Genomic DNA, 25139 nt, shown 5'->3' with positions numbered 1-25139 from the left:
CCCGCTCCGCCTAGCCCCGGCACTTCTCTCACTTCGCGTCGGCATAGCACTCCACCACCGCCGTGGTGAACGGGAACCGGACTGGCGTCTCCCCGAACGTCAGCCGTCCAGCCAGCTCCGACGCGGCCCGGATCGCCGCCACGACCCGCTCCGCCTCCTCCTCGGGACAGTGCACGATCACCTCGTCGTGCTGGAAGAAGACCAGCTCGGCGGCCATGTCCGCGCAGGTCTGCCGCAGCGCGGCGAGCAGCAGCAGGGTCCAGTCGGCGGCGCTGCCCTGGACGACGAAGTTGCGGGCGAAACGGCCGCGGGCGCGGGCGTCGCGGGAGGCGTAGCCCGGCACCCAGCCGTCCTCGGTACGGGAATTGGTGCGGGACTCGGCGGTCTCCTCCTGCGGGATGCCGGCCTCCTCGGCGGCGTCGCCCGAACCCGCCGCCGGGGGACAGGTCCGCCCCAGCCAGGTCCGTACGAGCCGCCCCTCCTCGCCCGCGCGGGCCGCCTCGTCGACGTACGCCACCGCCTTGGGGAAGCGGCGTCTGAGCGCGGCGAGGTTCTTGAGGCCGTCGCCGGAGGTCTGGCCGTAGACCGCGCCGAGTACGGCGATCTTGGCCTGGTCGCGGTCGCCGGAGAAGGCGCGGTCGGAGACGGACTGGTAGAGGTCGGTCTCCCGTCCGGCGACCTCCATCAGGCCTGGGTCGCGGGAGATGGCCGCGAGCACCCGTGGTTCCATCTGGTCGGCGTCGGCCACGACGAGCCGCCAGCCGGGGTCGGCGACGACGGCACGGCGGATGACCTTGGGGATCTGGAGCGCGCCCCCGCCGTTGGTGACCCAGCGGCCGGTGACGGTGCCGTGGCAGAGGAACTCCGGGCGGAACCGCCCTTCCCGCACCCAGTCCTGGAGCCAGGACCAGCCGTGGGCGACCCAGATCCGGTACAGCTTCTTGTACTCGATCAGCGGTTTCACCGCCGGGTGGTCGACGGACTCGATCTCCCAGCGGCGGGTGGAGCTCACCTTGATGCCGGCCTGCGCGAACGCCTTGATGACATCGGCCGGCAGATCGGGCCGGACCCGGCGCCCGAAGGCGGCGGACACCTCGTCCGCGAGTTCGGCGAGGCGCCGCGGCTCACCGCCGCCGGCGTACCTCTCGCCGAGCATCTCGTGCAGTATCCGGCGGTGGACGTCGGCGCTCCACGGCAGCCCCGCGCGGTTCATCTCGGCGGCCACCAGCATCCCGGCCGACTCGGCCGTGATCAGCAGCCGCATCCGGTCGGGGTGCGCGGTGGCGTCCTGGCGGCGCTGCTGGTCGGCGTACACCTCGACCAGGTCGGCGAGCGGCAGCTGGGCGGCCTGCGGCTCGAACAGGGAGGACTGGAGGCCGGGTTCGGCCGACCGCAGCGGCGGATCGGGCGGTACGGGGCCGCCGCGCAGCCGGGCCAGGGCGGCGGCGGCCGAACGGGGCTCGCCGTATCTCCCGGCATGGCCCAGCAGCAGTGTCTCGGCGTCCTCGACGTCGTAGCACCGCTCGACCCGCACCCCCGCGGCGAGCAGTCGCGGATACACGTCGGCCGTGGACCGCCACACCCACCGCGCGACCTCGGGCCGCCCCCGCACGGCCGCCGCGAGGTCCGCCTCCCGCCGCACCGGGCCCGCGGGCAGCCCGTCCGGACCGAGGGGGGCGAGCTCCACGCCACCGTCCTCGGCCGGAGCGAGAGCCCAGCGGTCGGTCATGATGGCGAGTGTCGCAGGAGGGTCTGACAATGGCCTCCGGCGGCGACCGCTGAACCCGGCCGCGTCAGTCCTGGTCGGCGGGCTTCACCTGGATCTTGGCGAGCACCTCGGTGAGGTACTCCTCCGCGAGCGGCTTGGAGATACCGAGGCCGGACAGCACCCCGCCCCCGTTCTCGAACTCCAGCAGGGCCAGCAGGATGTGTTCGGTGCCGACGTAGTTGTGGCCGAGGCGGAGGGCCTCGCGGAAGGTGAGTTCCAGGACCTTCTTGGCGTCGGAGCCGTAGGGGACGAGTTCGGGGGCGTCCTCGGCGGCCGGCGGCAGCGTGTCGGTCGCGGCCTGGCGTACGGCGTCCAGGAGGACGCCCTGCGCCACGATCGCCTTCGCGGCCAGTCCCTCCGGTTCGGCGAGCAGGCCGAGGACCAGGTGTTCGGGGCGGCCCTCGGCGTTGCGGGCCGCGACGGCCTCGTTGTGGGAGGCCATCACCACGTTGCGGGCACGCGGCGTGTAGCGGCTGAAGTCCTGGCTCGCGCCGAGGTCCGTGCCCTCCTTCGGGACGAACCTCTTCTGCGCGGCCTGCCGGGTGACCCCCATGCTCTTGCCGATGTCGGTCCAGGAGGCACCCGAGCGCCGGGCCTGGTCCACGAAGTGGCCGATCAGATGGTCGGCCACTTCACCGAGGTGGTCGGCGGCGATGACCGCGTCCTCCAGCTGGTCGAGGGGCTGGTCGTGGACCTTCTTGATGGCGGCGATGAGGTCGTCGAGGCGTACGGATGACGTGATGTTGGGGTTCGTCGTCATGTGTCAACCGTAGGTTGACGCGAGGGTGGCGTCAACCCCGGGTTGACAGTCAACCTACTTCGGCGCGGACGCCACCAATCGCACCGCCAACCCCGTGAACACCGTCCCACTGAAGATGTTCAGCCCCCGCGCCACCCGCGCACTGCGCCTCAGCAGTGCCGACAGCTTCCCGGAGAGCAGCCCGATCGACCCGTCCACCGCGAAGCCCATGACCGTGATCGTGAGTCCGAGGACCATGAACTGCTCCCACACATGGCCGCGTTCGGGTGCCACGAACTGGGGCAGGAAGGCGACGTTGAAGAGGATCACCTTGGGGTTGAGCAGATTGGTCACGGCGCCCTGCCAGAAGGCCCGCCGCATCCCCGCCCCCGCCCCGGCCCCCTCACCCGGCACCGAACGGTCCCGGAACGCCTTCACCGCGAGATACAGCAGATAGGCCGCCCCCGCCCAGCGCAGCACGTGATACAGCGTCGGCAGCGCCAGAAACAACGCCGACAGCCCGAGCGCCGCGGCCACGGTGTGCACGAACATCGCGCAGGCCACCCCGAACGCCGCCATCACCCCGGCCGTGGGCCCGCCCCGGCCGCCCATCGCCACGATGAACATCATGTCGGGACCGGGAGTCACACAGAGCGCGAAAGCGGCCACGAGGAAGGCCGCGTAGAGAGACAAGTCCACCATGCGCGCCATGCTCGAAGCCGGCCTCCGGGGTGGCGACCGATTTTCGGGGAGTGAGACGGGGCGGGGGTGGGGCGGGCGGGGGTCGGAGGTGAGGTGGGGCGGCGCGGGCTGAGGTCGGAGGTGAAGTGGGGCGGCGCGGGCTGAGGTTTGCGGTGAGGCGGGGCGAGGAGGCACGGCGAGACGACTGGGGCCAGGAGTGAGGCGGGGCGAGGCCGGATTGAGGTCGCGCGTGAGTCGGGAGTGAAGTGGGGCGGGGCCGGTCGCGGCCGGGGGAGATTGCTCGCGAGGCGTCGCCGTGGCCGGGAATGAGACGATCGCCCCGTGACCAGCGACACCGTCGATCGTGCCTTCGAAGCCGCCCTCTACGCCGACGCCGACTCCGCCCTCGACACCGCGGCCTCCCTCCTCGCCGCCGACAAGGGGGCCGATGTCGAACTCGCTCGTCGGGGGCGGGAGTTCGTGGCGGCGGTCTGGCGGCGTGGGTGGCAGCCCGCCGATGTCGTACGGATGGTGCGGCGGGAGCTGGACGACGTACATGTGCGGCTTGTGGCGGAGTTGATCCGGGCGCAGGTGTCTGATGACCGGGCGCGTGGGCCCCGTTGGCGGGCGCAGGTCGAAGAGCTGCCGGGTGATGTCCCGTCGCAGGACCGGTTCTCCCGTGCCACCGCGGTGCTGGAGCTGTATCGGCTGCTTCTTCGGCTTCCGGCGCTGGAGCCCCTTGATGAGCCGGCCGCGCGTACCTCGCACCCCGAGTCCCGCATGCTCACCCGGATCCGCGCGCTGCTCGCCAAGGCGGAGGCGACCGGCTATCCGGAGGAGGCGGAGGCGCTCAGTGCCAAGGCGCAGGAGCTGATGGCGCGGCACAGTGTCGACGAGGCGCTGCTCGACGCGCAGGCGCCCACGCACGACAGCCCCGGTGCCTGCCGGATCGGGGTCGAGCCACCGTACGAGCAGGCCAAGGCGGTGCTTCTGGACGCGGTCGCGACGGCGAACCACTGCCGGGCGGTGTGGAACGAGCCGTTCGCCTTCTCCACGGTGGTCGGCTTCGAGCCCGACCTCGTGGCCGTCGAACTCCTCTACACCTCACTCCTCGTCCAGGCCACGACCGCGATGACCAAGGCGGAGGCCGCCCAGCGCGCGGGCGGCCGTAAGCGGACCAAGACCTTCCGGCAATCCTTCCTCGCCGCCTACGCCCACCGCGTCGGAGTCCGGCTGCGCGCCGCGGCCGAGACCCAGGTCGGCGACGAACTGCTGCCCGTCCTCGCCACCAGGGAGGTCGCGGTCACCGACCACCTCGACCGCATGTTCCCGCAGACCACCACGACCCGGCTGCGCGGCGTCAGCGACGAGGCGGGCTGGATCGAGGGCGCGGAGGCGGCGGACCAGGCGCAGGTCAAGTCCCGTCGGCGGCTCGGATAGCAGTCGGGTAGCGCGTCGGACAGCCGTCGGACAGCCGTCGGACAGTTGTCGGTTGGTTCTCGGTCAGTCGAAGGACTGCTGGAAGCCGCTGACCGAGGCGTCCGGCGTCTGCCCGTCCTTCTTCAGCGCGACCTCGCCGTACGACCACTTGAAGTCGTACGCCTTGGTGGAACCCGGCAGGAAGAACCGCGCGGTCTTCACGGCGAGACCGTCACCCGCCTCGGCGCGGACGTAGGTGAGGGTGAAGGACGTGACGCCGCCCTTCGCGAGGGTCGTCTTCGTCTTCACGACCGCCTCGTCGGGCTCGACGGTGGCCGAGTCGGGCCCCGTGGAGAGGTCTACGGCCGGCAGGCCGTCCAGCGTGCACTTCGCGCCGCTCTTGTTGGTGATCGTGATCGGCACGTTGCCGGTGTCTCCGGCGGCCGGAGCGGCGTTGGCGGGTCCGACCTGCACGCCCATCTCGTCGAGCACACAGGCGGAGCCGGCCTTCTTGGCGCCGGTGTCGCCATCGCCGTTCCCGCCGCCGTCCCCGCCGTCGGAGTCGGAGCAGGCGGTCAGCGTCAGGGCCGCGACGAGGGCGGTGGCGGCGAGGGGGAGGGCGCGCATATGGGGTCCTTGAATGCTCAGGTGCCGAGGTGCTTCAGGTGCTGCGAGATCGCGTGCATGGATCATCACGCACGAACCTGGCGATCGGTTGCCCACCCCCACCGGACCCCTGGTCGGCTTGATGTCCGCTTTATCCCCTACCCTGGCGGAATGAGTTGGTTCCGCGCGCTGAAGGAGACCGGGCGCGCGGGACTCGCCGTCGAGCGCAAGCGCCTCGAACCGCTCATCGCGGTGCGGGGCGCCGCAGGCCTGGCGATCATCGTCGGCGTGAGCCTCTGGGCCTTCGGCCCCGGCGCGGCGGCGGGCGCGGCCTTCGGCGCCCTCCAGGCCGCGATCGCCACGTTCCAGCGCAGCTGGCGCCCCCGCCCGGAACTGGCGCTGGCCTCCGGCACGAGCCTCGCGGTCTCGACCTTCGTCGGCTACCTCACCATCGGCCACCTGCCCCTCTTCCTGCTCCTGCTGGTCCTGTGGACGTTCGCGGCGGGCATGAGCTGGGCGGCGGGCCCGACCACCGGCCTGATCGCCTCCTCGAACGTGGCGATGATGCTGGTGACGGTGACCCTGCCGACCTCCGTCGCGGAGGCCGCGGGCCACGCGGCGATGATGGTGGCGGGCGGTGTCGTCCAGGCGGCGCTGATCGTGGTGTTTCCGGTACGGCGTTGGGGTCCCCACCGTGACGCGCTCGCCGACGCCCTCGCGGCCGAGGCCGACTACGCCCGCCGCCTCCGCCACGACCCGGTGGCCCCCTTCGACCCCCTCCCGCTGATGGAGGCCCGCAACGCGGCGGCCGTCACCCCACGTCAGGCCCGCACCCGCCCCTCCGAACTCCACGGCACCCGGGGCCTCGCGGAACGCATCCGCCCCGTACTCGCGTCCCTGGCCGACCCGGCGATGGGCGTCCCGGAGGAGGGCCGCGCACGGGACCGCGTCCGCGAACTCCTGTCGGCCACCGCGACCATCCTCGACGCGACGGCCCGAGCGGTACGGAGGGGCGAGCCGGTGGACCTCCCGGCGGGCGCGGTCGCCGCGTTCCGGACGCCGGACACGGGGGCGATCCTGACGGGGGCGGGGTACCGGGCGGCGACGAGGCTGGGGAGGCTGCTTCAGGACGTGGTGGAAACGGCCGGCGGCACGGACTCCCACCCCGCCCGGCATTCGAGGAAGAGGCTCCCTACGGACCCCGGCACTCCTACTGGCCCTGGGACTCCCACTGGCCCTGGGACTCCCACTGGCCCTGGGACTTCCACCGGTTCCGGCACTCCTACCGGCCCCAGCACTCCAACCGACCCGGGCACTCCTACCGACCCTCGCACTCCCACCGCCCCCCGCCCCTCCACTCACCCCCGCACCCCCGCCCACCTCCACCGCCCCACCCTCCTCGGCCTCATCCCCGTAGCCCTCGAAGCCATCCGCCAGGAACTCCGCCGCAAGAACTCCCCGATCACCCGCCACGCCACCCGAGTCACCGCCGTCGCCGCAACCGGCTACCTCCTCGGTACCGCCCTCCCCCTCGGTCACGGCTACTGGGCCCCGCTCACCTCGGTCATGGTGATGCGCCCCGACTTCTCCCAGACGTACACGCGCGCGGTGGCCCGTTTCGGAGGCACTCTGCTCGGCGTCGCCGTCGCGACGGCGGTCGTGCAGGCCGCCGACCCCGGCACCCGCCTCTCCGCGACGCTCGCCGTCACCAGCGCCGGCCTGATGTACCTCCTCATGCGTACCGGCCAGTTCGCCGCCCAGGCCTGCGTCGCCGCGTACGTCGTGTTCCTGCTGGGCATGGGCGGCGAGCAGTGGACCCAGACCGTCCCCGAACGCGTCCTGCTCACCCTCCTCGGCGGCCTCCTGGCGATGCTCGCGTACGCCGTCTACCCCGCCTGGGAGACCCCGCGCCTACGCACCCGCCTCGCCGACTGGCTGGCCGCACAGGGGAGTTACGCCGCCGCGGTCGTCCAGCACTACGCGGAACCAGCCGGTGCCGGGTCTGTCGGTGCCGGACCCGCCGGTGCTGGGCCCGCTGGTGCCGGACTCGCCGGTGCTGGACCCGCTGGCGCCGGACCCGCCGGAGCTGGACCTGTCGGTGCCGGACCTGTGGGTGCCGGCCCCGTCGATGCCGAACCTGCCAGCCCCGAGCCCGCCGGAAACGCAGCCGCCGACACCGGAACCACCGGCGCCGCACCCGCCGACCCCGCCCCCACCCCCACCAAAACCGCCGACGTCCGCGACGCCCTCCTCGCCGCCCGCGCCGCGAGAGCCGTCTGGCACACGGCCGTCGCCCGCGCCCAGGACGAACCCGTACGCCACCGCGGCCTCTCCCGGGCCGCCGCCGATGACGCCGAGGAGGCCCTCGCCCAGATGGGCCGCGTGGCGATGCTCATGGAGGCCCACCTACCGAACCGCGACGCGCCCCCCGTCCCGTCCGCCGCCCGGGTCGCCGCCGCCCTGCGCACCGCCACGGAACAGGGCGCGAGGGCGGTCAGGGAACGCCGGCTCCCGGACCCGGCCCCCGTACGCGCCGCCCTCGACGCGTGGACCGACGCCGAGGACACCGTCGTACACAACGGCACCCGGCTTCTCCTGGACGCCCTCGTCGAACTGACCGACGCCCTCGACACCGCCGTATCCCCGATGGCGCTGGACGGAAGCGGCCGGGGCCGGGGCCGGGAAAAGCCGGACGGGCCGCGGAAGTCCGAGGACTCCGCGGCCCGTTGAGACCTGCTGCGAAAGGTACGAGGATCAGCCCGCGCTCGCCGTCGGCAGTCCCGAAGGCAGTTCGCCGCCCTCCGCCTTCTGGTAGGTCTCCTGGCCGAGACCGCCCTCCCAGGTCACCTTGAGGGTCTTCTTGTCGACGGAGTCGACCATCCCGGTCTTGCGGTCCTTGCTGCCGTCCGGGCAGGTGAAGCGGATCATCTCCATGCCGGCCTCCTCGCCCGCGGTCCCGCTGCACACGGTGCCGCCGGTGGTGAACAGCCCGGCCTCCGTGCCGTTGACCATCAGCACCACGGCCTTGCCGTCGGTCGTGGCCAGCCAGCTGCCCTCCAGTTCGCCGGCGGCGGCCGGCGAGGAGGCCGAGCCGCCGGTCCCGCCACCCGTGTCCGCGGTCGCCGTCGACGACGTACCGCCGCTCGACGACGTACCGCCACTCGGCGACGGGGTGCCGTCGGAGTCGGAGCCGCCGTCCCCACTGCACGCGGTCAGCGCTAGCACGCCCGCCAGGGACACGGCCGCCGCGGCGATCCGCATCCGCCGGCGGGACGTGGTGCGCGAGAAGATCGCCGTGGTCACTGGAGGCTCCCTAGCTGTCGCGGTCGACGGAACGACCGCAAGCTACCAGGACGACTTACGGACCCCCGGCAGGTACCCGGCGTGCGCCTGCTCACGCAGACTCACCCGCGACAGGCCGAAGGCACGGAAGTACCCGCGCGGCCGCCCGTCGACCTGGTCGCGGTTGCGCACGCGCGTGGCGCTCGCGTCGCGCGGCTGCCTGCCCAACTCCCGCTGGGCCTCCCGGCGTTCCGCGTCCGTCGACGACGGCCGCCGGATGATCTCCTTCAGCTCGGCCCGCCGCTCGGCGTACCGGGCGACGACCTCCTGCCGCTTCTCGTTCTTGGCGATCTTGCTCTTCTTCGCCATCAGACCTTCCCTCCCCGCGCGCGGATCCGCGCCACGGCCGCCTCGACGCCGATCGAGTCGACGGTCTTGATCCCCTTCGTGCTCAGCCGCAGCCGCACGTACCGGCCCTCGCTCGGGAGCCAGTACCGCTTGCTCTGGATGTTCGGGTCGAAGCGGCGTGACGTGCGCCGGTGGGAGTGCGAGATGCGGTTGCCGAAACCGGGCCGGGCGCCGGTCAGCATGCAGTGGGCGGACATGGGTGACGCACCTCTCTCGAAGCAGTTGTGTAAATGGAATTCATTTTCAGTAAGATACACGCCATGGCTCGCAACGAACTCCGCCCGGTCATCAAACTCCGGTCCACCGCCGGGACCGGCTTCACCTACGTCACCCGCAAGAACCGCCGCAACGACCCGGACCGTATGACGCTCCGCAAGTACGACCCGGTCGCCGGCCGTCACGTCGACTTCCGAGAGGAGCGCTGACCCCCGCCATGCGCAACGGAATCCACCCGTCCTACGGCCCGGTCGTCTTCCGGGACCGCGCGGCCGACTACGCCTTCCTGACCCGCTCGACCATGACGAGCGAGAAGACGATCGAGTGGGAGGACGGCCACACCTACCCGGTCGTCGACGTCGAGATCTCGAACGTCAGCCACCCCTTCTACACCGGCACCGCGCGCGTGCTGGACACCGCCGGCCGCGTGGAGCGCTTCGAGCGCCGGTACGGAAAGCAGGGCTGACCCCGTGACACCGCCCCCGGGTCCTGTGACACCGCCCCCGGGCCTCTCCGTCGTGATCGTCGGCGGGCTGCACGCCGACGCCCGCAAGGCGGCCGTCACGCGGCTGCTCGCCGACGTCCCCGGCAGCGTCGTCCTCCACCACGACCTGGCGACGGCCGCGGCGGGCACGGTCGTACGGACCGTGCGCGACGCCTCCGGAATCCTTACGGCGGGGGAGGCGCCCCTGGTCAACGACTGCGCGTGCTGCGCGCTGCGCGAGGACCTGGTGCCGGAGCTGCGCCGCCTGGCCGACGACGGCCTCACCCGCCTCGCGGTCGTCGAGCTCTGGGACTCCGTCGAACCCAAGGCCATGGCCGAGGTGGTGACCGCCGGCGGCCTCACCGTCACCGGCGTCATCACCGCCGTCGACCCGGTCCTGGTCCTGCCCTACCTCGGCAACGGCGACGACCTCGCCGAACGCGGCCTCGCCGCGGCCGCCACCGACCAGCGCACGGTCGCCGACACCTTCGCCCGCCAGCTGGAGTACGCCCCCGTCCTCGCCGTCGCCGACTCGGAGGCGGCCGACGAGGAGGACCGGGAGCTGCTGGCGCAACTGCATCCGACGGCCCGGCAGGTGCCCATCGGTGACCTGGTGGGCGGTGGTGGTTCGGGTTCCGGTGCATCGGCGCACTCGAATCCCCTGGGCTCGCCCCGATCGCCAGTCTCGGACTCATCCCTCCCGCCTCTCTCCCCCCTCGCCCAGGCCGCCCTCGCCGGCTTCGACGTGGAAGCCGCGGCCGCCGCCCAGCACCCCGCCTGCGCGCTCCTCCCCGCCGAGGCCGATGCCCACGGCGTCTCCACCCTCGTATGGCACCGTCGCCGCCCCTTCCATCCGGAGCGGCTGTACGAGGCGCTGGAGGACATCACCTGTGCGGCGGCCCGCAGTCGGGGCCGGTTCTGGCTGGCCGACAAGCCGGACGTGCTGCTGCACTGGGACGCGGCCGGCGGCGCGCTGTGCGTGGAGAGCGCGGGCCCGTGGCTCGCCTCGCTCCCGGACGCGGCCTGGGAGATGGTCCCGCCGGTGCGCCGGGCCGCCGCGGCCATGGACTGGCACCCCGAGCACGGCGACTGCTGCCAGCACCTGGTGTTCACGTCCCCCGCGCTCGACCGCGACGGCCTGGCACGCCTGCTGGAGTCCTGTCTGCTCACCGACACCGAGTACGCCGCGGGCCGCGACGCCTGGAAGCGGCTGCCGCCCGCCTTCGACACCCTCCTGGAGGTCTGACCCGCATGCCCCGCAAGCCCGAGCGCAAGCCCGCCAAGAACCGTCCCAACCCGCTGGACCAGGCCGGGATCACCTACGTCGACTACAAGGACACCGACCTGCTGCGGAAGTTCATCTCCGACCGCGGGAAGATCCGCAGCCGCCGGGTCACCCGGGTCACGGCCCAGCAGCAGCGGCAGCTGGCGCGGGCCATCAAGAACGCGCGGGAGATGGCGCTGCTGCCGTACTCCAGCGCCAGGTGAGTGGCTATAGGTAGGAGTTTCCCTACGTTTGACGCGTAGGGAAACTCCTACCTATGGTGGTGCGCATGACCCTCACACACGCCTCCTTCGTCACCCTCCCCGTCGCCGACCAGGACCGCGCCCTGCGCTTCTACGCCGATGTCCTCGGCATGACGGTCATCGCCGACCGGGACATGCCCCAGGGGCGCTGGCTCCAGGTCGCCCCCGAGGGCGCGCAGACCGTCTTCACTCTCTCCGGCCCGGGGATGGGTGGCTTCGAGCCCGGTTCGGCTCGGGGGATCATGTTGGTGACGACCGATGTCGACGCCGACTGCGCGCGCCTCGCCGAGGCCGGTCTTTCGGTGCAGGGGCCGGACGAGCTCCCCTGGGGCCGCATGGCCTCCTTCACGGACCCCGACGGCAACGGTCTGATGCTGCTGACGGAGGCGCACCACTAGGAGGGCCGGTATGACGACCGCGGCCGGAGCCCGTGAAGAGGCCGAGGCGGACCGGGTGTTCGGCGCGCTGGCCAACGCCACCCGCCGCGAGGTGCTGCGGCTCCTGCGCGACGGCGGCCCCCAGCCCGTGCAGGCCCTCGCCGCCCACTTCGACATGGCCCGCCCGAGCCTCTCCGAGCACCTCAAGGTGCTGCGCGACGCCGGCCTCGTCTCCGAGCAGCGCTCCGGGCGGCAGCGCATCTACCGACTGGAGGCGGCGCCGCTCGCCGAGGTGCAGGACTGGCTCCACCCGTACGAGCGGTTCTGGCGCGACCGGCTGAAGGGGCTGGGGGAGCTGCTGGACCGTATGCCCGACGATGGGCCGACATGAGCGACCCCGACTTCCCGGCCGACGACGACCTCACCGTCGTCCGCGTCGACCAGTTCTTCCCGCACCCGCCCGCCAAGGTCTGGCGCGCCCTCACCGAGCCCGAGCTGCTCGTGCAGTGGCAGATGCAAGGTACCGAGGCGTTCCGTCTTGAGGTCGGTCACCGGTACACGCTGACCTCCGTCCCGCGGCCCAACTCGAACTTCTCCGGCACCGTCGACGTGCGGGTTCTCGCCTTCGAGCCGGAACGGATGCTGAGCGTCCGGTGGACCGACGCGGATCCCGCCAACTCGGCGGACTGGACGATCACCTGGCGATTGGAACACGAAGGGCGTGGAACGCGTCTCTTCCTAGTACACGAGGGATTCGACCCCGACGACCCCGCGCAGATGATGGCCCGGACGATCATGGGCGGCGGTTGGCGGACACAGGTGATGCGGGCGCTGGGGCACGCGCTGGAACGTATGTAGCTCCCCGTACGTCACATCTGTAACCACGGGAACACCCCGCGTGCACGTGCATCTGCTCATGCATCTGCACGTGAACACAGCTATGATCCGGATCAGTTGACCACTGCATCAATGGCCCCCAAGGCCACCGCACCACCGGGGAGCGACCTGTGGACCACGACGTGTACAACGGCATGGCTGCCACGGAGCTGAACGGGGTGGCCTGGCAGAAGAGCCGGCACAGCAACTCGCAGGGCTCCTGCGTCGAGTTCGCCCGGCTCCCCGACGGCGGCGTGGCCATGCGCAACTCGCGCTTCCCCGACGGCCCGGCGCTCGTCTACACCCGCGCCGAGATAGAGGCGATGCTCCTCGGCGTCAAGGACGGTGAGTTCGACCACCTCGTGATGGGCTGAGGACCCTCCGACTCCAGGGTGGACGCAGGGCGATCGGCATGTCACGGCCGGTGACGCGCGTAGAACCGCGGCGCGAAAAAGCGCCGCGGTGCCTCACTCGGCGGACTGCTGCAACTGGAGCCGGAACAACGCCCAGACGACCTTGCCGTTGAGCGTGCCGGCGAGCGGATGCCAGCCCCAGCTGTCGGCGAACGAGTCGACCAGGAACAGACCCCGGCCGGATTCGGCCGAGAAGTCGTCCGAATCGCGCGCCACCGGACTGTCGTGGCTGGGATCGCGCACCGCGCACACCAGCCGCTCGGTCCAGCGCATCAGATGCAGCCGCACTGGCGGAATCTGTTCGGGGGTCCGGCCGTTGCCCGAGGGCAGTCCGTGCCGCAGCGCGTTGGTGACCAGTTCGGAGACGACGAGACAGACGTCGTCGAAGCGGTCGCCGATGTCCCACTGGTCCAGTGTCCTGCGGGTGAACTGCCGTGCCTCGCGCACCGCTTCGTAGCGGGCGGGCAGGGCACAAGAGGCGGCGTTGGACACGGCCGAGGGATCCAGTGGCGGAAGGCCCTGCCGTAACGGCTCGAGCATGGTCGATCCATTCGTCCCCATGCGAGGCACTCCCGGAGGTTCGCGGTCGTTGCGATGCAGCGGTTGCGCGGGACCATGGTTTCGGATGAGGAGTGCAGATGCAAGGTGCAGATGCACGTGCACGTGACCGAATTGGACGCTCCCGTACCGCTTGTTGGGCATTTTTTCCGCCAACTTCCTTACCTCTCTTGCCTTCTCCTCTCCTCGTCCTGTGTGGAATCTTTGGCTTCTTTCCATCTCTGTAATCGGACGAGTACAGCTCGAAGTGTTTTAGTGGCAGACTTCGGCTCCTGAAGACGGCTGGGGAGGCTGGCGAACGTGAGCGCGGGAGAGCCCGGATCGGTGGTGCGGCGGATGCTGCTCGGCTCGCAACTCAGGCGACTGCGCGAAGCGCGCGGAATCACTCGCGAGGCCGCGGGCTACTCCATCCGCGCCTCCGAGTCGAAGATCAGCCGGATGGAGTTGGGCCGGGTGAGCTTCAAGACCAGGGACGTCGAGGACCTCCTGACGCTGTACGGCATCACGGACGAGCAGGAGCGGGCCTCGCTCCTCTCCCTCGCCCGCGAGGCCAACGTGGCGGGCTGGTGGCACAGTTACTCCGACGTCCTGCCGAGCTGGTTCCCCACCTATGTGGGCCTGGAGGGCGCGGCCACCCTCATCCGTGTCTACGAGGTGCAGTTCGTGCACGGCCTGCTCCAGACCGAGGCGTACGCCCGCGCGGTCGTCAAACGCGGCATGAAGGGCGCGAGCGAGGCCGACATCGACCGGCGCGTGGCCCTGCGTCTCGAACGCCAGAAGCACCTCACCGACGAGGGCGGACCCGAACTCCACATCGTCCTCGACGAGGCGGCCCTGCGCCGGCCGTACGGCGACCGCGAGGTCATGCGCGACCAGCTCCAGCATCTGATCGAGATCTCCCAGCGCCCCAATGTGCGGCTCCAGGTCATGCCGTTCGGCTTCGGCGGCCACTCCGGCGAGTCCGGCGCCTTCACCCTCCTCAGCTTCCCGGACGCCGACCTCTCCGACGTGGTGTACCTGGAACAGCTCACCAGCGCCCTGTACCTGGACAAGCGCGAGGACGTGGCCCAGTACGAGAAGGCGCTCAAGGAACTCCAACAGGACAGCCCAGGACCGGACGAGAGCCGGGACCTTCTACGAGGTCTCCTCCAACTCTCCTAGGGTTTTCCCCAGAACATCGCTCTGCGTCCCCAACTCGCGTACGACACAAGTACGATGACGCGTGATCAGACCGTGACGTCGATCGCGCGTCGCGTGCGTCTGCTAGCGATTGATTTGGGGATCACATGTCGTCGTACTTCACTGATCTGGCCCAGCAGTACATCGACGGTGAGTGGCGCCCGGGCACCGGCTCCTGGGACATCATCGACTTCAACCCGTACGACGGCGAGAAGCTGGCGTCGATCACCATAGCCACGGTCGACGAGGTCGACGAGGCGTACCAGTCGGCCGCCCGCGCCCAGAAGGAGTGGGCCGACACCAACCCGTACGCCCGTCGCGCGGTCTTCGAGAAGGCGCTGCGGCTCATCGAGGAGCGCCAGCAGGAGATCACCGAGGTGATCATCGCCGAGCTCGGCGGCACCCTCGTCAAGGCCGGCTTCGAACTGCACCTCGCCAAGGAGTTCCTGCGCGAGGCGATCCACCTGTCGCTGCGCCCCGAGGGCCGGATCATCCCGTCGCCGATCGACGGCAAGGAGAACCGCGTCTACCGGGTGCCGGTAGGCGTGGTGGGCGTGATCAGCCCCTTCAACTTCCCGTTCCTCCTCTCGCTGAAGTCGGTGGCCCCGGCCCTGGCGCTCGGCAACGGCGTGGTCCTCAAGCCCCACCAGAACACCCCGATCACCGGCGGCACCCTGGTCGCGAAGATCTTCGAGGACGCGGGCCTGCCCAAGGGCCTCCTCAACGTCGTCGTCACCGACATCGCGGAGATAGGCGACGCCTTCATCGAGCACCCCATCCCGAAGGTCATCTCCTTCACCGGCTCCGACAAGGTCGGCCGCCACGTCGCCACCGTCACCGCCTCGCACTTCAAGCGCTCGGTGCTCGAACTCGGCGGCAACAGCGCCATCGTGGTCCTCGACGACGCCGACATCGACTACGCCGTCGACGCCGCGGTCTTCAGCCGGTACGTCCATCAGGGCCAGGTCTGCATGGCGGCGAACCGTGTGCTGGTGGACAGCTCGATAGCCGAGGAGTTCACCGAGAAGTTCGTCGCGAAGGTCAAGAGCCTCAAGGTGGGCGACCCGCGCGACCCCCAGACGGTCATCGGCCCGGTCATCAACTCCTCCCAGGCGGACGCCCTTTCGGCGGTCGTCGAGCAGGCGGTCAGCGAGGGCGCGACGGCCCTGGTGCGTGGTGAGACGAACGACAACCTGGTCTCCCCGTCCGTCCTGACCGACATCGCGGCCGACTCCCCGCTCCTCCACCAGGAGGTCTTCGGCCCGGTCGCCTTCCTCATCCCGGTCGACGGCGAGGAGGAGGCGGTCCGCGTCGTCAACGACACCCCGTACGGCCTCAGCGGCGCCGTCCACACCGCGAACATCGAGCGCGGCGTCAACTTCGCCAAGCGCATCGACACCGGCATGTTCCACGTCAACGACGGCACCGTCCACGACGAGCCCATCGTCCCCTTCGGCGGCGAGAAGAGCTCCGGCGTCGGCCGCCTCAACGGCGAGACCATGCTGGACGCCTTCACCACGCTGAAGTGGATCTCGGTGCAGCACGGCCGGAGCGGGTTCCCGTTCTGACGGGCGCTCACTGAGACGAGTACCTGGTCGGCGGCCGGGCCCTGCGAGGGGCGGGCCGCCGACTTCGTCGTTCCCGGCTCGTTCTCGGCCGCTCCGGGTCAGCCGGCGAGCTCGACGACGACGTACACGACGAGCCCGGCCAGCGTCAGGCCGGCCGGTACGCCGAGCACGCGGATCACGGTGTGGTGGACCGGCTGCCTCAGCCGCTTGCGGAACGCCAGGAGCCCGCCGGCGATGAGGACGGTGAGGCCGCCCACGGTGACGGTCGACCAGCCGGAGACCGCGGCCGGACCGAGCGTCTCCAGCGGGCCCGCGCCGAGCACGCGGACGGGCGTCGTCCTGCCCAGCGGCAGCTCGGTGCCGAGGTGGGCGGGCCGCGTGGGCTGGTACGCGACGGCGAGGTTGCCGTCGCACTCGACTTGCCGACTCTTGCCGGAGCTGACCATCGCGCACCTCGTGGCGGTGAAGTCGCCAGGGTGTCCCACGAGCCCGAGGGCGCCCGCGAGCATGTATCCGCCGAAGAAGAACGGCATCACCCCGAGGACCGCGACGGAGAAGACCGCGAAGGCCGCTTCCTTCAGGGGCGACTTCGTGGTCCGGGACACGTCCTGTTCCGGCGGCGGAAGGCTGCGCGCCTTCTTCTTCTGCCGGTTCCGTCTCTTCCTGGACCCCTTGCCCACCGCGCCCTCCGCTGATCACGGCCGTTCCCGTGGCGATCCTCCCCGGCCCGAACGGCCCCGGCGGCGGGAGCGAAGAAGCTCTCGACGGATCCTTACCAAGAGGCCCCTTGCGGACAGAACCTGACCGCAAGCCCCCGTAACTTCGTCTGTGTCAGGAGGCCCTGAGGGCCCCGATCCCGACGAAAGGCGGCCGGTCATGGTCACTCACGTGCGAGCCGAGGCGTACGGCGACGAGCGCGGCGCGCTTCTGTCCTTCCTGGCGGAGCAGCGCGGCGGTATCCGGCGCTCTGTGCTGGGGCTGACCGACGAGCAGGCGTCCGGCAGGCCCAGCGCGAGTGAGCTGTCCCTGGCGGGCCTGGTCAAGCATGTCGCCGAGACCGAGCAGGGCTGGGTCGCCCGGGCCAAGGGCGAGGCGCCGGCGGTGAAGCGGGACGAGTCGAACTGGCACGAGTGTTTCGCGCTGGCCGAGGGCGAGAGCGTCGCGCAGCAGCTCGCCTACTGGGAGGAGGTCGCCGCCGAGACGGAGGCGTTCATCCGCTCGGTCCCCAGCCTCGATGACACCTTCCCGCTCCCGAACGACCCCTGGTTCCCGCCGGACGAGGCGGTGTCCATGCGCTGGCTGGCCCTGCACCTGATCCGCGAGACGGCCCGGCACGCCGGCCACGCCGACATCATCCGCGAGTCCCTGGACGGCGCCACCGCCTTCGAACTGGTAGCGAAGGAGCAGGGCACGAGCTAAGCGGGTCGGGGGAAGCAGGGGCACATCCCCACGCCGCCCGGCACGAACGCTCGCCGCACCAGCCGAAGACCCACGTAGCTCCGCTACGAGGGCCTGCGTCCGGCACGCCGATCGCACGCACCGGACGACGCGGGAACGCACCCCTGCTTCCCCCGACCCGCTGGGGCTGACGTCAAGGGTCCTACGCTGGCCCCATGTCAGCGATCCGCCTCCTCGTGCTCGCCGCGGTGCGCCAGCACGGGCGGGCCCATGGCTACCAGGTGCGCAACGACCTGGAGTACTGGGGCGCGCACGAGTGGTCCAACGCCAAACCCGGCTCGATCTACCACGCCCTGAAGCAGATGGCGAAGCAGGGACTGCTGCACGCGCACGAGACCGCCCCGTCCACCGCGGGCGGTCCGCCGCGCACGGAGTACGAGATCACCGAGGCCGGCACCGAGGAGTACCTCGGCCTGGTGCGCGAGGCGCTGACCTCCTACGACCAGAAGATGGACGTCAAGTCGGCGGCCATCGGCTGCATGGTCGACCTGCCGCGCGCCGAGGCGGTCGCCCTCCTCAAGGAGCGCACCCGGCGCATCGAGGAGTGGCGCTCCGCCGTCACCGAGAACTACCTGCCCGAGGAAGGCCCCGAACCGCTCGGCCACATCGGCGAGATCATGAACCTCTGGATCCACACAGCCGACGCCGAGGCGGAATGGACCCAGGGTCTGATCGCCCGCATCGAGGGCGGGGCGTACACGTTCGCGGGGGAGGGGGAGCCGTTCGTCGGGGTGCTGGCGACGGGTGAGGAGAACCCGTACGCGACGGGGGAACGGCACCCCGGGGACACGGCCTAGTTCTCGAACACGGCCCAGTGATGGCCTAGTGGTGGAACCCCGTCGCCGCCTCCTTGTCCCGCGTCAGCGGATGCGGCTGGCGGCGCAGCTCCGGCAGCAGCCGCCGCAGGTCCTCCACGAACAGCTCGGCGAGGTCGGCCGAGAAGCCGTTGCGGCACACCACCCGCAGTACCGAGAGGTCCTCCCGGTTGGGCGGGAAGGTGTACGCCGGTACCAGCCAGCCGCTCTCCCGCAGCCGCCGGGACACGTCGAAGACGTCGTACGCCGTCACGTCGTGGCCGGTCGTGAAGGCGAACACCGGCAGCTGGTCGCCCCGGGTCAGGAGCCGGAAGTCGCCGAGGGCCTCGACGCGTTGGGCGAGGTGTCCGGCGACGTCCCGGGTGGACTGCTGGACGGCCCGATAGCCCTCGCGGCCCAGCCTGAGGAACGTGTAGTACTGCGCGACGACCTGAGCGCCGGGACGGGAGAAGTTGAGGGCGAAGGTGGGCATGTCGCCGCCCAAGTAGTTGACGCGGAAGACGAGTTCCTCGGGCAGGGCCTCGTGGTCGCGCCACAGCGCCCAGCCGACGCCGGGGTAGACGAGCCCGTACTTGTGGCCGGAGGTGTTGATGGAGGCGACCCTCGGCAGCCGGAAGTCCCAGGCGAGGTCCGGGTCGAGGAAGGGCGCGACCATGCCGCCGGAGGCGCCGTCGACGTGGACCGGGATGTCGAGGCCGGTGCGTTCCTGGAGTTCGTCGAGGGCGGCGCAGAGCTCGGCGATGGGTTCGTAGGAGCCGTCGAAGGTGGAGCCGAGGATGCCGACGACCCCGATGGTGTTCTCGTCGCACAGCGCGGCGGCGGCCTGCGGGTCGAGGTGGAAGCGGTCGCCCTCCATGGGGATCAGCCGGGGTTCCACCTCCCAGAAGTTGCAGAACTTGTCCCAGCAGACCTGGACGTTGACGCCCATGACGAGATTGGGGCGGGCGCCGGGGGTCTGACTCCGCTTGCTCCAGCGCCGTTTGAGCGCCATCCCGGCGAGCATGCACGCCTCACTCGATCCGGTCGTCGAACAGCCCACGGCGGCTGCCGGATCGGGCGCGTTCCACAGATCGGCGAGCATCGCCACACAGCGCCGCTCCAGTTCGGCGGTGCGCGGGTACTCGTCCTTGTCGATCATGTTCTTGTCCCGGCACTCACCCATCAGGATCCCGGCCTGCGGCTCCATCCAGGTGGTGACGAAGGTGGCGAGGTTGAGCCGCGAGTTGCCGTCCAGCATCAGCTCGTCGTGGACGAGCTGGTACGCCGTCGAGGGCGGCAGCGGGGTGTCCGGGAGCCGGTGCTTGGGCGGGGCCTCGGTCATGCCGGCGACCGGATTCGCCTCGCCGTAGAAGGGGTTGACGGACAGCGGGCGCTCGTCGGGCTTCTCGGGGCCTTTGTGGAGCGGCATGGGCTTTCTCCAAAGTTCCGGAAGGTTCCTGGACGTTCCTGAAGTTCCTGAAAGTTCCTGAAGAGGGATCAGCGGACCGGGGTTCCGTCCTCGCGCAGTTGCATCTGGGGGCGGCCGGTCACCAGCAGCCAGGCGGGCAGCGAGGCGATGCACAGCAAGGAGAGGATCGCCGGGGAGCCGACCAGTACGGCGGCCGTGAACAGGCTCACCCAGCCCTGCCGGGTGATGGCGAGGAGCATGCCCAGCACACCCGCGGAGATACCGACCGCGGGATGGACACCCGGCACCAGGGCGTGGGCGCACAGCCCGAGGGCGGCGCCGACGAACACGGCCGGGAAGATCCGCCCGCCCCGGAACCCGCAGGACGCGGCGACGAGCAGCGCGGCCAGCTTCACCACCGTCATCGTGGCGAACTCCCCGGCCGACCAGCCCTCGGGGTCGGCCGCGATCTCCCCGACCTCCTCCAGCCCCTTGAAGAGCGTGAGATGACCGCCCAGGACCCCGAGGAGACCGAGGACGAGCCCGCCGGCGGGCAGCGCGAGCATCGGGTGCCGCAGCCGGGCGAAGCCGCCGTGGACGTACGGGAAGGCGCGCACGGCACACATGCCGAGCAGCGCGGCGACGGACGCGACGGCCAGGGCCGCCAGCAGATCGCCCCAGCCGGGCCGCCCGAACGCGGGCAGGTGCAGGTCGAAGGAGGGATGGGCCACCAGGGTGGTCGTCAGCGCGCCCGTGGCGGCCGCGACGAGCGGTCCGAAGACGTTGTCCCACAGCGCCCCCTTGAGCTGCCGCCCGGCCAGCGCCTCGGAGATCACCAGGGCCGCCGCCACGGGCGTCCCGAACAGCGCGCCGATCGTCGCCGCCTCCGCCAGCGCCGCCCACAGCCCGCCCGGCATCCGGGGGAGCAGCCGGCGGCCGAGCCAGAAGGCGAGCCCGACGTTCACGGCGATGATCGGGTTCTCGGGGCCGAGGCTGGGCCCGCCCGCGAGCATCAGCGCGGTCGCCAGCAGCAGCCCCGGCAGCACGGCGGGCGGCAGGACGGGCGCGTCCAGGCCGGTGGTGGCGGGGTCGGGCCCGGCATGCCCGGGTGCCTTCCACACCACGAGACCGACGGCCACGCCTGTCGCGGTGAGCATGACGATCATCCACAGGGCGGAGTACCGGCCCACCCCCAGGGCGTCCGGCAGGTTCTGCCACAGCACGTCCTGAAGCGCCTCGGCCGCCTCGCTCACCCCGAGAAACAGCAGACTCGCGCCCACGCCCACCACGAGAGCCGGGAGGATCAAGGGCAGCAGCGCGCGAGCCGGGGCTGCCGTCGGCTGCTGCACGGTGTCCTGGGCCACGGGCTCACGATAAGCGGACAAAACGGACGCGACATCCGGAGGGTCCCCGCGCCCCCGGGTCACGGACTTGCACCTCACGTCGCGTGAGGACCCACCGTGGACGACGTACCGAGAAGGGAGCGGACGAAGTGAGCTACTCCGTGGGACAGGTCGCCGGTTTCGCCGGAGTGACGGTGCGCACGCTGCACCACTACGACGACATCGGCCTGCTCGCCCCGAGCGAGCGCAGCCGCGCGGGCCACCGGCGTTACAGCGACACCGACCTCGACCGGCTCCAGCAGATCCTGTTCTACCGAGAGCTCGGCTTCCCGCTCGACGAGGTCGCCGCCCTGCTCGACGATCCCCGGACGGACCCGCGCACCCATTTGCGCCGCCAGCACGAACTGCTGACCGCCCGGATCGAGAAGCTCCAGAAGATGGCGGCGGCCGTGGAACACGCCATGGAGGCACGCACGATGGGCATCAACCTCACCCCCGAGGAACGCTTCGAGGTCTTCGGCGACAAGGACCCCGAACAGTACGCCGAGGAGGCCGAACAGCGCTGGGGTGGCACGGAGGCGTACGCCGAGTCCCAGCGCCGCGCCGCCCGCTACACCAAGGACGACTGGAAACGGATGCAGGCGGAGGTCGACGACTGGAGCGAGCGGTACGCCGCGGTGGTGGCCGCCGGCGACCCGCCGACCGGCGAGGCGGCGATGGACCTGGCCGAGGAACACCGCCTGCACATCGACAGGTGGTTCTACGCGTGCTCGTACGACATGCACCAGAACCTCGCCGGGATGTACGTCGCCGACGAACGCTTCAAAGCGTTCTACGACTCCATGCATCCCGGTCTGGCCGAGCACCTGAAGGACGCGATCACGGCGAACGCGGCCCGCCACGCCGCGTAGCCTCCCTGGCCCGGGGCTACTCCCGGGCCAGGACCACGGCCGTCCCGTAGGCGCACACCTCGGTGCCGACGTCCGCCGCCTCGGTGACGTCGAAGCGGAACATCAGCACGGCGTTCGCCCCACGCGCGCGTGCCTGCTCCACGAGCCGCTCCATGGCCTGGTTGCGGGTCTGCACGAGGGTCTTGGTGAGCCCCTTGAGCTCACCGCCGATCATCGACTTGAGGCCCGCGCCGATCTGGCTCCCGAGATGCCGGGAGCGGACCGTCAGTCCGAACACCTCGCCCAGCACCTGCTCCACCCGGAAGCCGGGTACGTCGTTCGTGGTCACCACCAGGACGTCCGGCTGGGGCCCCTGGCCGCCGCCGAAATCTTCGATACCCATGGCTCACAGGATTCTCCCCGGGAGCGCACAGCGCATCCTGGCAGGCTCATGGAACCTGGGCCCCGGCGGCTGCGTTGATACTTTGGGGCAGCCAGCCCTCGCCCGTCCCCCACTTCAGGAGCCACAGACCCGTGACCACGCTCGCGCTCGCCCCCGAGTGGCTCAGCCCGAACTATCTGATCGAGACGTTCAGCCTCCCCGGCATCCTGCTGATCGTCTTCGCGGAGTCGGGTCTGTTCGCGTTCCTGCCCGGCGACTCCCTGCTGTTCACGGCGGGTCTCTTCGTGGCCCAGGGGGAGTTCATCAGCCAGCCGCTGTGGCTGGTCTGCTTCCTGATCGTGCTGGCCGCCGTCCTCGGCGACCAGGTCGGCTACATGATCGGCAAGTTCTTCGGCCCGAAGCTCTTCAACCGCCCCAATTCCAGGCTCTTCAAGCAGGAGAACCTGGACAAGGCCCATGAGTTCATGGAGAAGTACGGCCCCAAGGCGATCGTCCTGGCCCGCTTCGTGCCGATCGTCCGCACCTTCGCCCCCATCGTGGCGGGCGCCGGCCGTATGAAGTACCGCACGTTCCTGACGTACAACGTCATCGGCGGCGTCGCCTGGGGCACCGGCGTCACCCTCGCCGGCTACTGGCTCGGCCAGATCGACGTCATCCACGAGAACGTCGAGGCGATCCTCGTCCTCATCGTCTTCGTCTCGGTCGTCCCGATCATCATCGAGTACCTCCGCGAGCGCTCCAAGAAGAAGAAGGAGCAGCCCGAGACCCCGGCGGCCCCCCAGCCCCAGGCCTACCAGCCCCCGCCGATGGACGACGCGACGACCCAGCTCCGCCGCATCCCGTCGGAGGACGAGCAGCAGTACGGCAACCACCAGAACGGCCAGGGCCGGCAGCAGTACGGATACGACCAGTACTACGCCCCCCAGGCCCAGCCCCAGGCCTACGGCCAGCAGAACCAGCAGCAGCAATACCCGTACAACAACCAGGGCCAGGGCTACTAGAAGCCTCGCGTCCGCTTCGCCGCCCTGCGCCCCGCTGCGGACGCGGCTCCCGGAACCCGCAGGAACAGCCGGGAGATCTCCGACCCGAGGTTCACCCCGATGGCGATGGCCATGGCCAGAGAGGCGGCCGTGGCCAGGGACACCAGCCCCTTGTCCACATCGTTCTGGGCGATCGCCAGCAGCCCGAAGTACGTGGAGGAACCCGGCAGCAGGGGACCGATCGCCGCCGTCGTGTAGGGCAGCGCCGACGCGAACCGGTACCGCGACAGCATCTGCCCGAACAGTCCGACGAGGCCCGCCGCCACCGCCGTAGAGGCGACCGGTGAGATCCCGCCGACGTAGTGCATCGCGCCGTACACGGACCACGCGACGCCACCGTTGAGAGTCACCGCCAGCACCGTCGAGCGCTCCTGCTGGAGCAGCACGGCGAAGGTCAGCGACAGCATCATCGACGCCGCGATCTGCCACAGCGGCCGTTCGGGGATGACCACCGCGACCTCGGGGTTGAGCTCGGCGCCCACCTGGACGCCGAGGTACAGGACCAGCAGGACGCCCGTCACGATGCCGACGAAGAAGTACATGACCTCCAGGAGCCGGGCCGACGCGGTGATGTAGAAGCCGGTCAGTCCGTCCTGGACGCCCGCCACCAGCGCCCGCCCGGGCAGCAGCGCGAACAGCCCACCGGTGATGACCGCGGACGCCTTCACGTCGACGTGGGCGACCGTCAGCGCGACCCCTATCGCGGCGGGCGGCATCGCGGCGACCGTGAACTGGTAGAACTCCGGCAGCCCCCGCCCCGCGCACAGCCACGCCAGCCGGTCCCCGAGCATCGCGCCCAGCGCGGCCGCGACGAACACGAGCGCGTCACCGCCGACGAGCACGGAGGCCGCCCCCGCGAGCAGCCCGCTCGCCGAGGTGAGCACCCAGGTGGGATACGGGTGCCGGTTGCGGCGGATCTCCGCGAGCCGCCGGTACGCCTCTTCCAGGGAGATCGCCGTCTCCGGGTCGCTGAGGTCGTCCACCAGCTGGAACACGGCCGCGAGCCGTGTGTAGTCGGTGCCGCGCCGCCGTACCGTCCGCGACGCCGTCACCGGATCGTCGACGAGCGAGGGCTGGTACGAGATCGACAGCAGCGTGAAGGTGACGTTCGGCTCGCAGCGGTCGAGGCCGTAGGACCGGCAGACCGCGAACATCGCCGCCTCGACGTCCTCCGCGCCCTCACCGCCCGCGAGCAGCAGTTCGCCGATACGCAGCGTCAGGTCGAGCACGCGCGGGACGGCCGGGCCCTCCTCCTCGGCCTTCGCCGGCGCCTCGGGAGCGGGCCGCTCGGCCACCGGCATGCGCAGCATCGTGCGCATCCGGTCCTGCCAGGGCACGTCCTTGGTGAGGCTGACGACCGGTATGCCGGTCGCCGGGGTGAAGGCGGGCGGGGCGTGCTTGGAGCTGTAGGTACGTGGCGTGCTGAACGCCGAGCCCTCCGACTCGGCGGCCGGCGCCTGCGGCACCTCAAGACCGTCCGGCACCGCGAACTCGGACGTCGCCTCCGGCTCGACGCCGCCCCCTCTGGGCACGGCGAGCCCCTGCGGAATCGCGAACTCGGACGTGATCTCGGGGTCGTAGACGCTCCTGGCCTCGTCCGATTGCGGCTTACGGTCCTCCGCTTCCGTCACTCACAGCTCCCGTGTACGCACCTCCGGTTCGCACCAGTATGCGCGCACACACGCAACGGGCCGCACGCGCG

The 25139-nt window shown here is 70.9% G+C and carries 29 protein-coding genes; 16 read left to right on the top strand and 13 right to left on the bottom strand.

Features of this window, described 5'->3' with window-relative positions:
- Positions 1 to 28: 28 nt before the first annotated feature.
- The 3 genes from ABZ928_RS09115 to ABZ928_RS09105 all read right to left on the bottom strand — a co-directional run bounded on the left by ABZ928_RS09115 (position 29) and on the right by ABZ928_RS09105 (position 3209).
- Positions 29 to 1729 carry a bifunctional 3'-5' exonuclease/DNA polymerase gene (locus tag ABZ928_RS09115; protein WP_361516342.1) on the bottom strand — a complete coding sequence of 567 codons (1701 nt, stop codon included), beginning with the start codon at positions 1727 to 1729 and terminating at the stop codon, positions 29 to 31.
- A gap of 64 nt (positions 1730 to 1793) precedes the next feature.
- On the bottom strand, positions 1794 to 2528 hold the full coding sequence (locus ABZ928_RS09110) for a Clp protease N-terminal domain-containing protein (protein WP_361516340.1): 735 nt from the start codon (positions 2526 to 2528) through the stop codon (positions 1794 to 1796).
- 54 nt (positions 2529 to 2582) lie between these two features.
- Positions 2583 to 3209 (bottom strand): LysE family translocator, encoded by a 627-nt coding sequence (locus tag ABZ928_RS09105; RefSeq protein ID WP_361516339.1) that lies wholly within the window; start codon positions 3207 to 3209, stop codon positions 2583 to 2585.
- Positions 3210 to 3530: 321 nt separating this feature from the next.
- Between ABZ928_RS09105 and ABZ928_RS09100 the strand changes: the two genes are divergently transcribed.
- Entirely contained in the window at positions 3531 to 4628 is a 1098-nt protein-coding gene (locus ABZ928_RS09100; RefSeq protein ID WP_361516337.1) for a DUF2786 domain-containing protein, read from the top strand.
- 63 nt (positions 4629 to 4691) lie between these two features.
- Here ABZ928_RS09100 and ABZ928_RS09095 read toward each other — a convergent pair whose 3' ends face one another.
- Complete coding sequence (locus ABZ928_RS09095; RefSeq protein ID WP_361516335.1) at positions 4692 to 5234, bottom strand: DUF4232 domain-containing protein; 543 nt, start codon at positions 5232 to 5234, stop codon at positions 4692 to 4694.
- Between the two features lie 150 nt (positions 5235 to 5384).
- Between ABZ928_RS09095 and ABZ928_RS09090 the strand changes: the two genes are divergently transcribed.
- Positions 5385 to 7943, top strand: coding sequence for an FUSC family protein (locus ABZ928_RS09090; RefSeq protein WP_361516333.1), 2559 nt, complete (start codon positions 5385 to 5387; stop codon positions 7941 to 7943).
- A gap of 24 nt (positions 7944 to 7967) precedes the next feature.
- On the opposite strand, the gene ABZ928_RS09085 is transcribed toward ABZ928_RS09090, so the two are convergent.
- From ABZ928_RS09085 to rpmB, 3 genes are read right to left on the bottom strand one after another with little or no spacing between them, the layout of a single operon-like run.
- On the bottom strand, positions 7968 to 8516 hold the full coding sequence (locus tag ABZ928_RS09085; RefSeq protein ID WP_361516331.1) for a hypothetical protein: 549 nt from the start codon (positions 8514 to 8516) through the stop codon (positions 7968 to 7970).
- A 42-nt stretch (positions 8517 to 8558) separates the two neighbouring features.
- Positions 8559 to 8864 carry a 30S ribosomal protein S14 gene (gene rpsN / locus ABZ928_RS09080; RefSeq protein ID WP_361516329.1) on the bottom strand — a complete coding sequence of 102 codons (306 nt, stop codon included), beginning with the start codon at positions 8862 to 8864 and terminating at the stop codon, positions 8559 to 8561.
- Positions 8864 to 9100 (bottom strand): 50S ribosomal protein L28, encoded by a 237-nt coding sequence (rpmB, locus tag ABZ928_RS09075; protein WP_361516327.1) that lies wholly within the window; start codon positions 9098 to 9100, stop codon positions 8864 to 8866. Before rpmB ends, rpsN begins: the two co-directional genes overlap by 1 nt.
- A gap of 63 nt (positions 9101 to 9163) precedes the next feature.
- Between rpmB and rpmG the strand changes: the two genes are divergently transcribed.
- The 8 genes from rpmG (at position 9164) to ABZ928_RS09035 (ending at position 12757) form a co-directional block, all read left to right on the top strand.
- Positions 9164 to 9328, top strand: a complete 165-nt coding sequence (gene rpmG / locus ABZ928_RS09070; RefSeq protein ID WP_015658813.1) for a 50S ribosomal protein L33 — start codon at positions 9164 to 9166, stop codon at positions 9326 to 9328.
- An 8-nt stretch (positions 9329 to 9336) separates the two neighbouring features.
- Positions 9337 to 9585, top strand: coding sequence for a type B 50S ribosomal protein L31 (locus tag ABZ928_RS09065; RefSeq protein WP_361516325.1), 249 nt, complete (start codon positions 9337 to 9339; stop codon positions 9583 to 9585).
- A gap of 4 nt (positions 9586 to 9589) precedes the next feature.
- On the top strand, positions 9590 to 10849 hold the full coding sequence (locus ABZ928_RS09060; protein ID WP_361516323.1) for a GTP-binding protein: 1260 nt from the start codon (positions 9590 to 9592) through the stop codon (positions 10847 to 10849).
- 5 nt (positions 10850 to 10854) lie between these two features.
- Positions 10855 to 11091, top strand: a complete 237-nt coding sequence (gene rpsR / locus ABZ928_RS09055; RefSeq protein WP_361516320.1) for a 30S ribosomal protein S18 — start codon at positions 10855 to 10857, stop codon at positions 11089 to 11091.
- A gap of 65 nt (positions 11092 to 11156) precedes the next feature.
- On the top strand, positions 11157 to 11528 hold the full coding sequence (locus ABZ928_RS09050) for a VOC family protein (protein WP_361516319.1): 372 nt from the start codon (positions 11157 to 11159) through the stop codon (positions 11526 to 11528).
- 10 nt (positions 11529 to 11538) lie between these two features.
- On the top strand, positions 11539 to 11898 hold the full coding sequence (locus ABZ928_RS09045; RefSeq protein WP_361516317.1) for a metalloregulator ArsR/SmtB family transcription factor: 360 nt from the start codon (positions 11539 to 11541) through the stop codon (positions 11896 to 11898).
- Positions 11895 to 12365, top strand: coding sequence for an SRPBCC domain-containing protein (locus ABZ928_RS09040; protein ID WP_361516315.1), 471 nt, complete (start codon positions 11895 to 11897; stop codon positions 12363 to 12365). The genes ABZ928_RS09045 and ABZ928_RS09040 overlap by 4 nt, the downstream gene beginning before the upstream one ends.
- 149 nt (positions 12366 to 12514) lie before the next feature.
- Positions 12515 to 12757 (top strand): DUF397 domain-containing protein, encoded by a 243-nt coding sequence (locus ABZ928_RS09035; RefSeq protein ID WP_361516314.1) that lies wholly within the window; start codon positions 12515 to 12517, stop codon positions 12755 to 12757.
- 93 nt (positions 12758 to 12850) lie between these two features.
- On the opposite strand, the gene ABZ928_RS09030 is transcribed toward ABZ928_RS09035, so the two are convergent.
- Complete coding sequence (locus ABZ928_RS09030; protein ID WP_361516312.1) at positions 12851 to 13336, bottom strand: ATP-binding protein; 486 nt, start codon at positions 13334 to 13336, stop codon at positions 12851 to 12853.
- 354 nt (positions 13337 to 13690) lie between these two features.
- On the opposite strand from ABZ928_RS09030, the gene ABZ928_RS09025 reads away from it, so the two are divergent.
- Positions 13691 to 14515, top strand: coding sequence for a helix-turn-helix transcriptional regulator (locus ABZ928_RS09025; protein ID WP_361517596.1), 825 nt, complete (start codon positions 13691 to 13693; stop codon positions 14513 to 14515).
- 125 nt (positions 14516 to 14640) lie between these two features.
- Positions 14641 to 16101: an aldehyde dehydrogenase family protein gene (locus ABZ928_RS09020; protein WP_361516310.1), complete on the top strand. Its 1461-nt coding sequence runs from the start codon at positions 14641 to 14643 to the stop codon at positions 16099 to 16101.
- A gap of 98 nt (positions 16102 to 16199) precedes the next feature.
- Here the strand turns inward: ABZ928_RS09020 and ABZ928_RS09015 are convergent, their stop codons facing one another.
- Complete coding sequence (locus ABZ928_RS09015; RefSeq protein ID WP_361516308.1) at positions 16200 to 16706, bottom strand: hypothetical protein; 507 nt, start codon at positions 16704 to 16706, stop codon at positions 16200 to 16202.
- A gap of 271 nt (positions 16707 to 16977) precedes the next feature.
- On the opposite strand from ABZ928_RS09015, the gene ABZ928_RS09010 reads away from it, so the two are divergent.
- Both ABZ928_RS09010 and ABZ928_RS09005 read left to right on the top strand, forming a co-directional pair.
- The gene (locus ABZ928_RS09010) at positions 16978 to 17520 is read left to right on the top strand and encodes a DinB family protein (protein ID WP_361516306.1); all 543 of its coding nucleotides are present in this window, start codon (positions 16978 to 16980) and stop codon (positions 17518 to 17520) included.
- A gap of 194 nt (positions 17521 to 17714) precedes the next feature.
- A complete protein-coding gene (locus ABZ928_RS09005; RefSeq protein WP_361516304.1) occupies positions 17715 to 18356 on the top strand; it encodes a PadR family transcriptional regulator in 642 nt (213 codons plus the stop codon).
- A gap of 25 nt (positions 18357 to 18381) precedes the next feature.
- Here the strand turns inward: ABZ928_RS09005 and ABZ928_RS09000 are convergent, their stop codons facing one another.
- On the bottom strand, positions 18382 to 19782 hold the full coding sequence (locus tag ABZ928_RS09000; RefSeq protein ID WP_361516302.1) for a glutamate decarboxylase: 1401 nt from the start codon (positions 19780 to 19782) through the stop codon (positions 18382 to 18384).
- Positions 19783 to 19850: 68 nt separating this feature from the next.
- On the bottom strand, positions 19851 to 21125 hold the full coding sequence (locus tag ABZ928_RS08995; RefSeq protein ID WP_361516300.1) for an ion channel protein: 1275 nt from the start codon (positions 21123 to 21125) through the stop codon (positions 19851 to 19853).
- Between the two features lie 128 nt (positions 21126 to 21253).
- On the opposite strand from ABZ928_RS08995, the gene ABZ928_RS08990 reads away from it, so the two are divergent.
- Complete coding sequence (locus tag ABZ928_RS08990) at positions 21254 to 22015, top strand: MerR family transcriptional regulator (RefSeq protein ID WP_361516298.1); 762 nt, start codon at positions 21254 to 21256, stop codon at positions 22013 to 22015.
- Positions 22016 to 22031: 16 nt separating this feature from the next.
- Here the strand turns inward: ABZ928_RS08990 and ABZ928_RS08985 are convergent, their stop codons facing one another.
- The gene (locus tag ABZ928_RS08985) at positions 22032 to 22397 is read right to left on the bottom strand and encodes a YbjQ family protein (RefSeq protein WP_361516296.1); all 366 of its coding nucleotides are present in this window, start codon (positions 22395 to 22397) and stop codon (positions 22032 to 22034) included.
- A gap of 131 nt (positions 22398 to 22528) precedes the next feature.
- Here ABZ928_RS08985 and ABZ928_RS08980 point away from each other — a divergent pair, with 131 nt between their 5' ends.
- Entirely contained in the window at positions 22529 to 23398 is an 870-nt protein-coding gene (locus ABZ928_RS08980) for a VTT domain-containing protein (RefSeq protein ID WP_361516294.1), read from the top strand.
- On the opposite strand, the gene ABZ928_RS08975 is transcribed toward ABZ928_RS08980, so the two are convergent.
- A complete protein-coding gene (locus ABZ928_RS08975; protein ID WP_361516292.1) occupies positions 23395 to 25068 on the bottom strand; it encodes a threonine/serine exporter family protein in 1674 nt (557 codons plus the stop codon). The genes ABZ928_RS08980 and ABZ928_RS08975 overlap by 4 nt on opposite strands.
- Between the last annotated feature and the right edge of the window lie 71 nt (positions 25069 to 25139).

Origin of the sequence: Streptomyces sp. NPDC046909 (assembly GCF_040644695.1) — a bacterium.
Taxonomy (GTDB): domain Bacteria; phylum Actinomycetota; class Actinomycetes; order Streptomycetales; family Streptomycetaceae; genus Streptomyces.
Note: the sequence above shows the minus strand (reverse complement) of the source record. Positions and strands in the feature narration are given on the sequence as shown.